Origin of the sequence: Streptomyces sp. NPDC058664 (assembly GCF_042716635.1) — a bacterium.
Lineage (GTDB): Bacteria > Actinomycetota > Actinomycetes > Streptomycetales > Streptomycetaceae > Streptomyces.
This window is the reverse complement of the sequence record NZ_JBHXRW010000056.1, coordinates 19,964-32,748: the sequence shown is the minus strand read 5'-3', so window position 1 is coordinate 32,748 and position 12,785 is coordinate 19,964. Positions and strand designations below refer to the sequence as shown.

Annotated in this window: 15 protein-coding genes; 6 read left to right on the top strand and 9 right to left on the bottom strand. The window is 74.2% G+C overall.

From position 1 onward, the window contains the following. Window positions 1–2: 2 nt before the first annotated feature. On the bottom strand, window positions 3–1,088 hold the full coding sequence (locus ACFWUY_RS32565) for an amidohydrolase family protein (RefSeq protein ID WP_384118296.1): 1,086 nt from the start codon (window positions 1,086–1,088) through the stop codon (window positions 3–5). 150 nt (window positions 1,089–1,238) lie between these two features. Here ACFWUY_RS32565 and ACFWUY_RS32560 point away from each other — a divergent pair, with 150 nt between their 5' ends. After that, window positions 1,239–2,339: a pyridoxal-phosphate-dependent aminotransferase family protein gene (locus ACFWUY_RS32560; RefSeq protein WP_384118325.1), complete on the top strand. Its 1,101-nt coding sequence runs from the start codon at window positions 1,239–1,241 to the stop codon at window positions 2,337–2,339. Window positions 2,340–2,397: 58 nt separating this feature from the next. On the opposite strand, the gene ACFWUY_RS32555 is transcribed toward ACFWUY_RS32560, so the two are convergent. Beyond that, the gene (locus tag ACFWUY_RS32555) at window positions 2,398–3,465 is read right to left on the bottom strand and encodes an alkene reductase (RefSeq protein ID WP_384118295.1); all 1,068 of its coding nucleotides are present in this window, start codon (window positions 3,463–3,465) and stop codon (window positions 2,398–2,400) included. 113 nt (window positions 3,466–3,578) lie between these two features. On the opposite strand from ACFWUY_RS32555, the gene ACFWUY_RS32550 reads away from it, so the two are divergent. Beyond that, complete coding sequence (locus ACFWUY_RS32550) at window positions 3,579–4,085, top strand: MarR family winged helix-turn-helix transcriptional regulator (RefSeq protein WP_384118293.1); 507 nt, start codon at window positions 3,579–3,581, stop codon at window positions 4,083–4,085. A gap of 10 nt (window positions 4,086–4,095) precedes the next feature. Here the strand turns inward: ACFWUY_RS32550 and ACFWUY_RS32545 are convergent, their stop codons facing one another. The 3 genes from ACFWUY_RS32545 to ACFWUY_RS32535 all read right to left on the bottom strand — a co-directional run bounded on the left by ACFWUY_RS32545 (window position 4,096) and on the right by ACFWUY_RS32535 (window position 6,503). Next, on the bottom strand, window positions 4,096–5,154 hold the full coding sequence (locus ACFWUY_RS32545; RefSeq protein WP_384118291.1) for an aminotransferase class V-fold PLP-dependent enzyme: 1,059 nt from the start codon (window positions 5,152–5,154) through the stop codon (window positions 4,096–4,098). A gap of 100 nt (window positions 5,155–5,254) precedes the next feature. Then, window positions 5,255–5,962, bottom strand: a complete 708-nt coding sequence (locus tag ACFWUY_RS32540) for a DsbA family oxidoreductase (RefSeq protein ID WP_384118289.1) — start codon at window positions 5,960–5,962, stop codon at window positions 5,255–5,257. A gap of 64 nt (window positions 5,963–6,026) precedes the next feature. Beyond that, window positions 6,027–6,503 carry a GNAT family N-acetyltransferase gene (locus ACFWUY_RS32535; RefSeq protein ID WP_384118287.1) on the bottom strand — a complete coding sequence of 159 codons (477 nt, stop codon included), beginning with the start codon at window positions 6,501–6,503 and terminating at the stop codon, window positions 6,027–6,029. Between ACFWUY_RS32535 and ACFWUY_RS32530 the strand changes: the two genes are divergently transcribed. Then, a complete protein-coding gene (locus tag ACFWUY_RS32530) occupies window positions 6,502–6,672 on the top strand; it encodes a hypothetical protein (RefSeq protein ID WP_384118285.1) in 171 nt (56 codons plus the stop codon). The genes ACFWUY_RS32535 and ACFWUY_RS32530 overlap by 2 nt on opposite strands. 75 nt (window positions 6,673–6,747) lie before the next feature. On the opposite strand, the gene ACFWUY_RS32525 is transcribed toward ACFWUY_RS32530, so the two are convergent. The 3 genes from ACFWUY_RS32525 to ACFWUY_RS32515 form a co-directional block, all read right to left on the bottom strand. Beyond that, entirely contained in the window at window positions 6,748–6,957 is a 210-nt protein-coding gene (locus ACFWUY_RS32525; protein ID WP_384118323.1) for a S1 RNA-binding domain-containing protein, read from the bottom strand. A gap of 94 nt (window positions 6,958–7,051) precedes the next feature. Continuing rightward, window positions 7,052–7,204 (bottom strand): hypothetical protein, encoded by a 153-nt coding sequence (locus tag ACFWUY_RS32520; RefSeq protein ID WP_384118327.1) that lies wholly within the window; start codon window positions 7,202–7,204, stop codon window positions 7,052–7,054. 108 nt (window positions 7,205–7,312) lie between these two features. Then, a complete protein-coding gene (locus tag ACFWUY_RS32515; RefSeq protein ID WP_384118283.1) occupies window positions 7,313–8,824 on the bottom strand; it encodes an aldehyde dehydrogenase (NADP(+)) in 1,512 nt (503 codons plus the stop codon). A 146-nt stretch (window positions 8,825–8,970) separates the two neighbouring features. Between ACFWUY_RS32515 and ACFWUY_RS32510 the strand changes: the two genes are divergently transcribed. Next, window positions 8,971–9,741, top strand: a complete 771-nt coding sequence (locus ACFWUY_RS32510) for an IclR family transcriptional regulator (RefSeq protein WP_384118280.1) — start codon at window positions 8,971–8,973, stop codon at window positions 9,739–9,741. 90 nt (window positions 9,742–9,831) lie between these two features. On the opposite strand, the gene ACFWUY_RS32505 is transcribed toward ACFWUY_RS32510, so the two are convergent. Next, window positions 9,832–10,329: a cupin domain-containing protein gene (locus tag ACFWUY_RS32505; RefSeq protein WP_384118278.1), complete on the bottom strand. Its 498-nt coding sequence runs from the start codon at window positions 10,327–10,329 to the stop codon at window positions 9,832–9,834. A 176-nt stretch (window positions 10,330–10,505) separates the two neighbouring features. Between ACFWUY_RS32505 and ACFWUY_RS32500 the strand changes: the two genes are divergently transcribed. Both ACFWUY_RS32500 and ACFWUY_RS32495 read left to right on the top strand, forming a co-directional pair. Continuing rightward, window positions 10,506–11,504 (top strand): hypothetical protein, encoded by a 999-nt coding sequence (locus tag ACFWUY_RS32500; protein WP_384118276.1) that lies wholly within the window; start codon window positions 10,506–10,508, stop codon window positions 11,502–11,504. After that, window positions 11,501–12,742 (top strand): sensor histidine kinase, encoded by a 1,242-nt coding sequence (locus ACFWUY_RS32495; protein ID WP_384118274.1) that lies wholly within the window; start codon window positions 11,501–11,503, stop codon window positions 12,740–12,742. The genes ACFWUY_RS32500 and ACFWUY_RS32495 overlap by 4 nt, the downstream gene beginning before the upstream one ends. Window positions 12,743–12,785 lie beyond the last annotated feature (43 nt).

Below are 12,785 nucleotides of genomic sequence, written 5' to 3'. Positions count from 1 at the left end.
GGTCAGCCGGTCACCAGGCCGTTGACGACGACCCGGCGCGGTGCCGCCAGGACGCGGACGTCCGCGCGCGGGTCCTCGGCGTAGACGACGAGGTCGGCCGGGGCGCCCTCCTCCAGGGACGGGCGGCCCAGCCAGGCCCTGGCCCCCCAGGCGGTGGCGGAGAGCGCGTCGAGCGGCGGGATGCCGGCCTTCGTCAGCTCCTCCACCTCCTCGGCGACGAGCCCGTGCGCGAGGGAACCGCCCGCGTCGGTGCCCACGAAGACCGGGACGCCGGCGTCGAAGGCGGCGCGCACGGTGTCGTACCGGCGCTCGTGCAGCCGGCGCATATGGGCCGACCAGCGGGGGAACTTCTCCTGGCCGCCGTCGGCGAGGTGCGGGAAGGTCGCGATGTTGACCAGGGTCGGCACGATCGCGACGCCCCGCTCGGCGAAGAGCGGGATCGTGTCCTCGGTGAGCCCGGTGGCGTGCTCGATACAGTCGATCCCGGCCTCGACGAGGTCGCGGAGCGAGTCCTCCGCGAAGCAGTGCGCGGTGACGCGGGCGCCGAGCCGGTGCGCCTCCGCGATGGCCGCCTCCACCTCGGCGCGCGGCCAGCAGGCGGTGAGGTCGCCCGCCTCGCGGTCGATCCAGTCGCCGACGAGCTTGACCCAGCCGTCACCGCGCCGGGCCTCGCGGCCGACGTACGCCACGAGGTCGGCGGGCTCGATCTCATGGGCGTAGTTGCGGATGTAGCGGCGGGTGCGGGCGATGTGCCGCCCCGCGCGGATGATCTTCGGCAGGTCCTCGCGCTCGTCGATCCAGCGGGTGTCGGAGGGCGAGCCCGCGTCCCGGATGAGCAGGGTGCCCGCGTCCCGGTCGGTGAGGGCCTGCTTCTCGCTGGTGGCCTCGTCGACGGGGCCGTGCCGGTCGAGGCCGACGTGGCAGTGGGCGTCGACGAGCCCGGGCAGCGCCCAGCCCTCGACGGTGACCGCCTCGACGGCGGGCCGGTCGAAGGTGATCCGCCCGTCGACGCACCACAGTTCGTCCCGTACGTCCTCGGGGCCGACGAGCACCCGTCCCTTCACGTGCAGCACCGCGTGATCGCTCATGTCTGCACTGTACGAGGGCGGGCACCCGGCGGGGAGCCCGGGCCCGGGGGCTTCCGGGCGGCCGCGGCGAGGGGGCCTCGGTACCCTGATCCGGAGCTTCACCCCCACCGCACCACGTCGTATCAAGTCGAAGAAGGCACCACCGTGACCGTGACGCACCCGCTCCTGGACCTGGCCCCGCTGACCGCCGCGCACTTCGCGTCGATCGAGCGGCGGGTGGCCGCGCTGCTCTCCACGGAGCAGGACGTGGTGATCACCCAGGGCGAGGCGCTGCTCCCCCTGGAGGGGTGCATCCGCAGCGGCGCGCGGGCCGGTTCGACCGCGCTGAACGTGGTCACCGGGCCGTACGGGCAGACCTTCGGCAACTGGCTGCGGGACTGCGGCGCGACCGTCGTCGACCTGGAGGTGCCCTTCCACACCGCCGTGACGGCCGAGCAGGTGGAGCGGGCGCTCGCCGCGCGTCCGGAGATCGACTTCGTGTCCCTGGTGCACGCGGAGGCGGCGACCGGCAACACCAACCCGGTGGCCGAGATCGGTGAGGTCGTACGGGCCCACGGCGCGCTGTTCTACCTGGACGCGGTGGCCTCGATCGGCGCGGAGCCGGTGCTTCCGGACGCGTGGGGCGTGGACATGTGCATCATCGGCGCGCAGAAGGCGATGGGCGGTCCCGCGGGTGTGTCGGCGGTGTCCGTGAGCGCGCGGGCCTGGGAGCGGTTCGCCGCCAACCCGGCCGCCCCGCGCCGCTCCTACCTCTCGCTCCTCGACTGGAAGGAGCGCTGGATCGACGGCGGCCGGAAGGCGCTGCTGCACGCGCCGGCGCAGCTGGAGATGCTGGCGCTCGAGGCCTGTGTGGAGCGGATCGAGTCGGAGGGCCTGGACGCCCTGATGGCGCGGCACGCCTCGGCGGCGACGGCGACCCGGGCGGGCGCGCTGGCCCTCGGCGGCGGTCTCGAACCGTACGTGTACGAGGCGAAGGACGCGGCCCCGGTCGCGACGACGCTGCGCACGCCGGCCGGGGTGGACGCCTCGGAGCTGGTCGCGAAGGCGCTGGCCGCGGACCCGTCGCTGCCGCTGATCGCGGGGGGCGGGGCGCTCGCGACGGAGATGATCCGGGTCAACCACTACGGGGTGGACGCGACGCCGGGCGCCGTGCAGTCCTCGCTGGCCGCCCTGGGCGCGGCGCTCGGCGAGACGGGCCGCGCGGTGGACCTGGAGGGCGCGCGTCGGGCGGTCACGGAGGCGTGGAAGTAGGACGTACGCGAGGGGGCGGGGGCCCGGGTGCCGGGCTCCCGCCCCTCGTCGTACGCCCTCACAGGGCGGGGTAGTCGGTGTAGCCGCGGTGGTCGCCGCCGAAGAAGGTCGTGGTGTCCGGGGTGTTGTACGGGCCGCCCGCCTTCAGCCGGGCGGGCAGGTCGGGGTTGGCGAGGAACAGCGCCCCGTACGCGACGAGGTCGGCGGTGCCGTCCTCGATCAGGGTCAGCGCGTCGGCGCCGGTCGGTCCTTCGGTGGCCGGGTTGAGGATGAAGGTGCCGGGGAACGCCTTGCGCAGGGCGAGGGTCAGCTCGCGGATCTCCGGCGCGGGCTCCGTGACGTGCAGGTACGCGATGCCGACCGGTTCGATCGCGGCGACGAGGGCGGGGTAGAGCTCCTCGGTGTCGGTCTCGGCGATGTCGTTGTAGGTGTTGGCCGGGGAGATGCGCAGGCCGGTGCGCTCGGGGCCGATCTCGGCGGCGACGGCCTTGACGACCTCGACGGCGAAGCGGATGCGGTTCTCGACGGAGCCGCCCCACCGGTCGGTGCGGTGGTTGGAGCCGGAGGCGAGGAACTGCTGGATCAGGTAGCCGTTGGCGCCGTGGATCTCGACGCCGTCGAAGCCCGCCTCGACGGCGTTGCGGGCGGCGGCGGCGAAGCCGGCGATCGCCTCCGGCACCTCGTCGGCGGTGAGCTCGCGCGGGGCGACGAAGTCGATGAGTCCGGTGCCGGCGAAGAGCTGTCCGGCCGGGGCGACGGCGGAGGGCCCGACGGGGTGGAGGCCGTCGGCGAGGACGACGGGGTGGCTGATGCGGCCGGCGTGCATGAGCTGGGCGAAGATCTTTCCGCCGCGTTCGTGGACGGCGTCGGTGACCTCGCGCCAGGCGGCGATCTGTTCGCGGCTGTGCAGTCCGGGGGTGAAGGGGTAGCCCTGGCCTTCGGGGACCGGCTGGATACCCTCGGTGATGATCAGCCCCGCGGAGGCCCGCTGGGCGTAGTACTCGGTGGTGAGCGCGGTGGGGGTGCGGCTCTCGGCCTCGGCGCGGCTGCGGGTCATGGGCGCCATGGCGATGCGGTTGGCGAGCCGGGTCCCTGCGAGGTCGATGGGGTCGAAGGCGGTGGTCATGGCTGTCCCTCCATAATTAATTGGTCGGCCAAGCATATGGTCCGGATGCCACTGTAACCCATTGATTGGCCGACCAAGGTAATCTGGGGGCAGAACCTTCCCGAGGAGCCCCGATGTCAGGAACCGACCCCGTCTGTACCGGGACGACGCCGTCCACCGCCCACGGCGGCCCCGTCAGCATCGCCCTGGCCCGGGTGGCCCGGATGCACCGGATCGCCGCCGGACGGCGGTTGCGGGAACTCGATCTCTACCCGGGCCAGGAGATGATGATGATGCGGCTCTGGGACTGCGGGCCGGTCCGCCAGTCCGAGCTGATCCAGTCCCTCGGCCTCGACGCCTCGACGGTGACGAAGATGCTCCAGCGCCTGGAGCAGTGCGGCCACGTGCGCCGTGGCCCGGACCCCGCCGACCGGCGCGCGGTCCTGGTCGAGGCGACGGAGGAGGGGCGGTCGCTGCGCGCCGGCGTCGAGGGGGTCTGGTCGGACCTGGAGGCGCTCTCCCTGAGCGGGCTCGGCCCGGACGACCGGGCCGAGCTCGCCCGGCTCCTCGGCGTCGTGGCGGAGAACCTGCGAGAGGAGGCGGGCGAGGCGGGCGAGTGCCCGCCGCCGGGAAGCCGCTGAGCGGCGGGCCTCAGCCCGCCAGGGCTTCCAGGATCCGGTCGACGTCCGCCGCCGTGTTGTACAGGTGGAAGGAGGCGCGGAGGTTGCCCGCGCGGGCGGAGAGCAGGATGCCGGCCTCGCGCAGCGCGTCCGCGCGGTCTCCGAGGCCGGGGACGGCGACGACCGTCGAGTCGTCCATGACCGGCTCGTGGCCCAGGGCGACGAGCCCGGAGCGGAAGCGGGCCGCGAGCCCCTTGTCGTGGGCCTCGATCCGCCCGATGCCGATCTCTTCGAGGAGCGCGAGCGAGCGGGCCGCCCCGTGGTACGAGAGGAAGGCCGCGGGCTCGTCGAACCGGCGTGCGGTGCGGGCGAGTTCGCGGACCGGGCCGTAGCTGTTCACCCACAGTTCCTCGCCCGTGACCCAGTTGGCGTGGATGGCGAGGAGCGAGTCCTGCGCCTCCTCGGTGACGGTGAGGAAGGACGCCCCGCGCGGGCAGAGCAGGTACTTGTAGCCGCCGGAGACCGTGTAGTCCCACTCCCCCGCGCGCAGCGGCAGCCAGCCGGCCGACTGCGTGGCGTCGAGGAGCGTACGGGCGCCGTGCGCGGCCGCCGCGGCCCGGATCGCCGCGAAGTCGGCCGTCCGGCCGTCCGCCGACTGCACGGCGGAGAAGGCGACGAGCGCGGTCCCGGGACGGACGGACTCGGCGAGCCGCTCCAGGGGCACGAACCGGGTCTTGAGGTCGCCGCGGATCGTGAAGGGGGTGATGACGGAGGAGAAGTCGCCCTCGGGGAAGAGGATCTCGGACCCGGCGGGCATCGACTGGGCGATCATTCCGCAGTGCACGGCGACGGAGCTGCCCACGGCGACGCGCTCGTGCGACACACCGGCGAGGCGGGCGAAGGCGGCGCGGGCCTCGTCGACGATCTCGAAGCTTCCGGCGCCGTCGGGGCGACCGTCGGCGGTCTCCTCGGCGAGCAGCGTCACGGCCTCGATGGTCCGGCGGGGCAGCAGCCCGCAGGCGGAGGTGTTCAGATAGGTCTTCTTGGGCGCGAACTCGGCGCCTCCGAGCGGCTGGTCAAGGGGTTCCATGTCCCCACCCTGGGTTCCCCGCGATCAGCCGTCAATGGCGATTCACTCGCGGGGAAACCCAAGCCGCGCTTATCTCCGCAGGTCAACGGGGGTGCGGCCGTCAGGCGCCCGGGACCTCGCAGGCGCCGTCCGGTCCGCAGACCTCCGCGTCGGAGCCGACGGTCTGGAGGACCCGGCCCTGCCAGGCCTGCTCGAGGGCCTGGGTGAAGACCTCGGCGGGCTGGCCGCCGGAGATGCCGTAGCGGCGGTCGAGGACGAAGAACGGAACGCCGTTCGCGCCGAGTTCGGCGGCCTCGCGCTCGTCCTCGCGTACGGCCTCGGCGTAGGCGGAGTCGTCGGCGAGGACGGCCCGCACCTCGGTCTCGTCGAGACCGGCCTCGACGCCGAGCGTCACCAGGGTGCCGGTGTCGTAGACGGAGCGCTCCTCGGCGAAGTTGGCGCGGTAGGCCAGGTCCAGGAGCTCGTTCTGGAGCCCTCGGTCCTTGGCGAGGTGGAGCAGCCGGTGGATGTCGAAGGTGTTGCCGTGGTCGCGTCCCTCGGTGCGGTAGCCGAGGCCCTCGGAGCGCGCGTTGTCGGCGACGTGCGCCTCCATGGCGCGGGCCTCGTCGAGCGTGCGGCCGTACTTCTCGGCGAGCAGCTCAAGGACGGGGCCCGTGTCACCCTTGGCGCGGTTCGGGTCGAGCTCGAAGGAGCGGTGCACGACCTCGACGTCGTCGCGGTGGGCGAAGGCCGCGAGGCCCTTCTCGAAGCGGGCCTTGCCGATGTAGCACCAGGGGCAGGCGATGTCGCTCCAGATCTCGACGCGCATGTGACTTCTCTCCGAGGGTTGCCGGTGGGGTGTGCGGTCGCGACAACGCCCTCGGCGGCCGGGTTCATTCCGTTTCCGGGTCCAGTGTGAGCCGGAGCACGAGGTGGCTGCCGTCGCGCGGCTTCTCCGGGTCGGGGGTCCAGCCGTGGGCCGCGTAGAAGGCCTGGGCGCGCTCGTTCTTCTCGAAGACCTCCAGACGGGCCCGGGTCACCCCGGCGGTCCGCCAGGCGTCGGCGCAGGCCGCGTGGAGCTCGGCGCCGACGCCCGCGCGCCAGCGGGCGGGGAGCACGTGGAGCTGGGTGAGGTGCATGAGGCCGTCGCGCTCCCCGTACGCGGCGATTCCCGCGATCTCCCCGTCCCGTACGGCGCAGAGCACGGCCCCGCGGTCGACGGCCGCCGCCCAGCCGGCCCGGGAGCGGGCGACCTCCTCGGGGCCGAGGAAGTCGGCGTCGGGGACGTGTCCGCGGTAGTAGGTGGCGCGGGCCTCGGCATGGAGGGCGACGACGGCGTCGAGGTCGGCGGCGTTCGCGGTTCTGATCATGACCTTTCAGGACGCGCGGGAGGACGGGCCGGTTGCGGAACACGAGGGGCGGGGGGCCGCCGGTCTCCTGAACGCGGTACGGCAGGCGGCGGGCGCCCTCGCGGTCGTGGTCTTCGGCTCGTCGGCGGCCCGGCCCGTGGAGTCGGCCCCGCGTACGGGAGCCTCCTGACCGGCGCGGGCCTGCTGCCCCTGGCGTCCCTGCGCCTGCCCGGCCGCCGGCAGGCAGGCGCCCGGACGCCGATCGCTACGCCGGGCGCGGGGAGAGAGACAGCCTGCGCCGCGTCCGGTCGACCTCCGTGACGACGACCGTCGCCTCGTCACCGACCTCGACGGCGTCTCCCGGACGGGTGACGTGCGTCAGGACGAGCTCGTCGAGAGGAACCAGTCCCTCGATGCCGTCGGCGACGCGGACGAAGGCACCGATGGAGCACACCTCGGTGACCAGCCCCGGCAGCGTCCGGCCCGCCGCGATGCCGTCGGCCCATGTCCGGAAGGGATCCGGCTCCGTCGCCCGCAGGGAGAGCCTGGCCTCTCCCTGCGTCAGGACCTCACGGTCCCCGGCGGATACGCGGGGAACCGTCCAGGACCACCGCCACCACGTCCGATCGGCCGATCTCCGCGACGGCCCCGCCGCAGAGGTCGCCGACGCGCAGCCCCGCCAGGAACTCCCGGGTGCTCCGGTCCCCCGGCATCGCCCCCATGCCCTCCGTCCTTCCACGGCCGCGGGCGCGTCAGGCGCCCTCGCGGTACGGCCCCCGCGCCGCGCCGCACTCCCGTTCGCGGGGGTGGGCGACGGCGCGGGGGGACGGTCAGCGGCGGGGCAGGCCCAGCGGGTTGCCGTCGCGGAGCTCCGGCGGGAGCAGGTGCTCGGGGGTCGACTGGTAGGTGACCGGGCGCAGCCAGCGCTCGATCGCGGTCGCGCCGACCGAGGTGGAGGTGGAGGTGGTGGCCGGGTAGGGGCCGCCGTGGTGCTGGGACGCGGCGACGGCGACGCCGGTGGGCCAGCCGTTGACGAGGACGCGGCCCGCCAGCGGGGTGAGTTCGGCGAGGAGCGAGGCCGCGTCGGTGTCCTCTGCGGCCTCCGTGGCGACGTGGAGGGTGGCGGTGAGGTTGCCGGGCAGCCGGGAGAGGACGCCGGTGATCTCGGTCCGCGAGTCGTAGCGGGCGACGACGGTGACCGGGCCGAAGCACTCCTCCAGGAGGAGGTGGTGCCCGTCGCCTTCGGTGAGCAGGGCGGCGTCGACGGCGAGGACGCCGGCGCTGACCGTGTGCGCCTCGCCCGCGCCGGGCGTGACCGGGGCCCGTACCCCGGTGAGCGCGGCCCGCTCGGTGACCCCGGCGACGAACGCGTCCCGCATCCGGTGGTCGAGCAGCACCGCCGGTCCCGCCTTGGAGACCCCGGCGGCGAGGGCGTCGAGGAAGCGGTCGCCGGCCTCGCCCGAGGGGGCCAGGACGAAGCCGGGCTTGGTGCAGAACTGGCCCGCGCCGAGGGTCATGGAGCCGGCGAGGCCCTCGCCGATCTCCTCGGCCCGCTCCTCGATCGCCGCGGGGGTGAGCACGACCGGGTTGAGGGAGCCGAGTTCGCCGTGGAAGGGGATGGGCACGGGCCGGGCGGCGGCCGCGTCGAAGAGGGCCCGCCCGCCGCGTACCGAGCCGGTGAAGCCCGCCGCGGCGACGAGCGGGTGCCGGACGAGCTCCACACCGGCGTCGAAGCCGTGGACGAGGGCGACGACGTCCTCGGGGAGGCCCACCGCGGCGGCGGCCTCGCGCAGCAGGGAGGCGCAGAGTTCGGAGGTGGCCGGGTGGTCGGGGTGGGCCTTGACGACCACGGGGCAGCCGGCCGCGAGGGCGCTCGCGGTGTCGCCGCCGGGGACGGAGAAGGCGAGCGGGAAGTTGCTCGCGGCGTAGACGGCGACGACGCCGAGCGGGATCTTCCAGCGGCGCATGTCGGGCCGGGGCGGGGTGGCCCCGGGGTCGGGCAGGTCGATCCGGATGTCGAGGAAGGAACCCTCCTCGACGACGTCGGCGAAGGCCCGCAACTGGGCCGTGGTCCGGGCGAGTTCGCCGGTCAGCCGGACGGGACCGAGCGCGGTCTCCGCGTCGGCCGTCTCGACGATCCGCTCGCGCGCCCCGTCGAGGAGGTCGGCCGCGGTACGGAGGAAGGAGGCCCGTAGGCCCCGGTCGGCGAGACTCTCCCTGACGTCGTGGGCGGCCCGTACGGACCGGTCCACGTCCTCCGCCGTGGCCTCCACCGCGACCTGTTCGCGCGACTTCCCCGTCCGGGGGTCCACACTCCACACTGGTTCTGCCGCCACCGCCATGCCCCTGTTCGCTATTCTGAACACAGTTCCCGTAGATGAACACATCTGTACGGGACTCTAGGGACGGCTCGGCCGTCTCCACAAGGGCCCCGTTCAGCCAGGTGGTGGCCACGGGACGACCGGACGACGGAAAAGGGGCGAGGGTCATGGCGACTGCCGACGCGGGCGGAGCACAGGTGAAGTCCGCCGTGCGGACCGTGGAGCTGCTCGAGTACTTCGCCGGACGCCCCGGGATGCACTCGCTGGCCGCCGTCCAGGAGGCCGTCGGCTATCCCAAGTCCAGCCTGTACATGCTGCTGCGCACCCTCGTCGAGCTGGGCTGGGTGGAGACGGACTCGACCGGCACCCGGTACGGCATCGGGGTGCGGGCGCTGCTCGTCGGCACCTCGTACATCGACGGCGACGAGGTGGTGGCCGCTTCCCGGCCCACCCTGGACCGGCTCTCCGACGACACCACCGAGACCATCCACCTGGCGCGGCTCGACGGCACCAACGTCGTCTACCTGGCGACCCGCCAGTCCCAGCACTACCTGCGGCCGTTCACCCGGGTCGGGCGCCGGCTGCCCGCGCACTCGACCTCGCTCGGCAAGGCGCTGCTCGCCACCCACACCGACGAGCAGGTGCGCAAGATGCTGCCCGAGACCCTCCCGGCGCTGACCGAGCACACCATCACCGACCGCGAGCGGCTCATCGAGGAGCTGCACGTCATCCGGGAGCAGGGCTTCTCGGTGGACCGCGAGGAGAACACGCTGGGTCTGCGCTGCTTCGGCATCGCGATCCCCTACCGGACCCCGGCGCGGGACGCGATCAGCTGCTCGGTGCCGGTGGCGCGGCTCACCCCGGCCCACGAGCAGATGATCAAGGACGCGCTCTTCGACGCGCGGGACCGGCTGACGCTGGCGACCCGCCGCCTCTGATCCCGCTGGGGATCAACTCCGCCGGAGATCAGCCCCGCCGGGGATCAGCCCTGCCGGGGATCAGCCCGCCGGAGATCAGCCCGCCGGAGATCAGCCCCGCTCGGCGAGCGCCTTCTGCCACACCGGGCTGTCCACGTAGTGGTTGTCGTACTGCTCCGAGGAGGCCTTGATCTCCTCGAAGCTCGCCTCGCCGCGCATGACCCGGCCGAGCAGCCGCAGGTAGTCGAAGCGGGCCATGCCCGGCGTGAAGACGAAGAGGACGTCGGCCTCGGCGCCGGGCGCCGCGGCGAAGGCGTGCGGGGTGTGCGGCGGGACGAGGAGGAAGTCGCCCTGCTCCAGGACGGTCAGCTCCTCGCCGACCAGGACCTGGAGGGACCCGCCGAGCACGAAGAACATCTCCGAGGCCTTGGTGTGGAAGTGCGCCGGGGCGCCGACCGCGCCCTTCGCGAAGGAGGAGCGGTAGCTGGTGAGCCGCCCGCCGGTGCCGTCCGAGTCGGCGAGGAGCGTCATCACGCTGCTGGGGTCGGCGGTGGTCTCGGCGTCGGCGGCGCGGGTCAGGAGCGGGGCGAAGGTCGCGATCTCGTTCATGATCACCACTCTAGAGCGCGATTGACCTCCGACAAGGGTGCAATTGATCATCAGAAACGTGGGTCAATTCTCGTTGTGGGTGAGCTGAGGGAACGACGGCTCCTCCCCCGCGCGGCGGAGGCGGTTCACCGTCCGGCAGGAGGTGGCGCCGGGGGTGCTCGCGGGAGCGTGGAGCCATGACACAGACCGCTCCCCTCCCCCGGGCCGGCCGGCCCGCCGCGCCCCACCGGCCGACCGCCGCCCGCCGGGCGCTGCGCGCGCTCGCGATCCTGGCCTGCCTGCCGTACATCTCGCTCAAGGCCGCCTGGGTGGCGGGCAGCGAGATCGGCATCCCGGCCGGCAGCGTGCTCCTGGAGCACCGGCAGATGATGGCGATCGCCAACTCGGTGTCGGTGGTCGCCGACGCCCTCGTCGTCGTCCTCGCCCTGCTGCTCACCCAGACCTGGGGCCGGCGGTTCCCCGCCTGGCTGCTCGCCCTGCCCATGTGGGCGGCGACCGGGCTGCTCGTCCCGATCATGACCGGTTACCCGGCGCAGCTCGCGGTCGCCGCCGTCACCGGCGACGAGAAGGCCGCCGCGCCCGCCGAACCCTTCCTCGACCCCTGGGTCTTCGGCGTCGTCTACGGCGGCTTCATCCTCCAGGGTCTCGCCCTCGGCGGCCTCTTCGTCCTGTACGCCCGGGACCGCTGGGGCCACCTCTGGAGCGGCCGGCTCGGCGAGCTGTCGGCCCGCACGTCCGGGCCCGGGGTGCGGGCCGTCGCCCTGGCCGGCTCGCTGATCGCGCTCACGTCCGCCACGCCCCACCTGTCGTGGGCGGTCGGCTCGACCACGGGTCTGTCCGCCCGGCGGATCGCCGAACGCGACGCCGACTACTACGTCCTGGAGGTGCAGTGGCTCGGCTTCCTCGCCGTCGCCGTCGTCTTCACCCTCCTCCTGGTCCTGCGCCGGCCCGCCCGGCTCCGGGTCCGCTCCACGCTCGCCCTCGCCTGGACGGCGTCGGCGGCGGTGGGCTGCTGGGGCGCCTACATGTCGCTCGTCGCGCTGCTGCCCGAGACGGATCCCACCAAGCGCGTCCCCGGGCTCGTACAGCTGTCCTACGCTGGCGACATGATCACCGGGTTCCTGCTCGCCGCGTGCGTGGCCGTCGTCCTGCGGCGCCGGAGCGTCGAGGCGTGAGCCGGTACGCGGCCGCCCTCCTCGGGCAGCGGGCCAGGCGGCGCTGGCTGCATCTGATCGTGGGCGGCGCGCTGTTCATGCCGTTCTGGATGGTCGGCTCCCTGGTCATGGGGCCGTTGCTCGACTCCGGGGGGATGTTCGCCGGGAGCGTCGGAGCGCAGTTCGGGGCGTACGCGGTGGGGTTGCCGCTCGTCGTGGTCGCCGCCCTCTTCCCACCGGCCCGGCCGATGGCGGTGGCGGTGGCGCGGGCTCTGTGCGGGGTGCCGGCGGACCGGTTCGCGGACGGCCCGGCGCGGGGGCGGGAGGCGAGGGCCCGGACGGCCGGCTGGTTCACCCTGCACCTGGGCGTCGGGGCGCTGGTCAGCGGGGCGACCCTGGCCCTGCCGCCGTTCGCGGTGTCGGTGATGGCGCTGCCGTTCTCGCCGGCGCTCCGGGAGTCCGAGCTCGGCCGGTTCTGGGGCCTCGACCAACCCTGGTGGGTCTGGGCGGCGCTCCCGGCGGGGCTCCTGATGCTGCTCGCGCTCGCCGGCGCGGCCGCCGTGACCGGGGCCCTGCTCGCCCGGCAGGCGACCCGGCTGCTCGGGCCGAGTCCCACGGACCGGCTCGCGGCGGCCGAGCGGCGGGCGGCGGAGGCGGAGTCCCGCAACCGGCTCGCCCGGGAGCTGCACGACTCGGTCGGTCACGCGCTGAGCGCGGTCACCCTCCAGGCGGGGGCGGCCCGCCGGGTCCTGGAGGGCGGCGCCGGCGCGGACCTGGAGTTCGTGCGGGAGGCGCTGACCGCGATCGAGGAGACCACCCGGCGCACGGTCGGCGAGCTGGACCGGGCCCTCGGCCTGCTGCGGCGGGGCGAGGAGGTCGACGAGGGCGTGGGCCCGGGGCTCGACGCCCTGGAGTCCCTGGTGCGGGGCGCGGGACCGGAGGTGGCGCTGACCGTGTCGGGAGACCTCGGACCCGTACCGGAGGCGCTGTCGCGGGAGGCGTACCGGATCGTTCAGGAAGGCCTGACGAACGCGGCCCGGCACGCGGGCGGGGAGCCCGTCACCGTACGGCTCGACGCCCGTACCGAGAAGGTGGAGATCATCGTGGAGAACCCCTTGCCCGCGCGGCCCCCGGTCGCCCGCCCCGGCGGAGGGCGCGGTCTGCTCGGCATCGCCGAACGGGCCCGGCTGCTCGGCGGCACCGCGGAGGCGGGCCCGGCGGACGGCGTCTGGCGCCTCGCGGTCGGGATCCCCCGGTGAACGCGGCCGTGAACCGTCAGGGCCCCCCGGTGGGCGCGGCCGT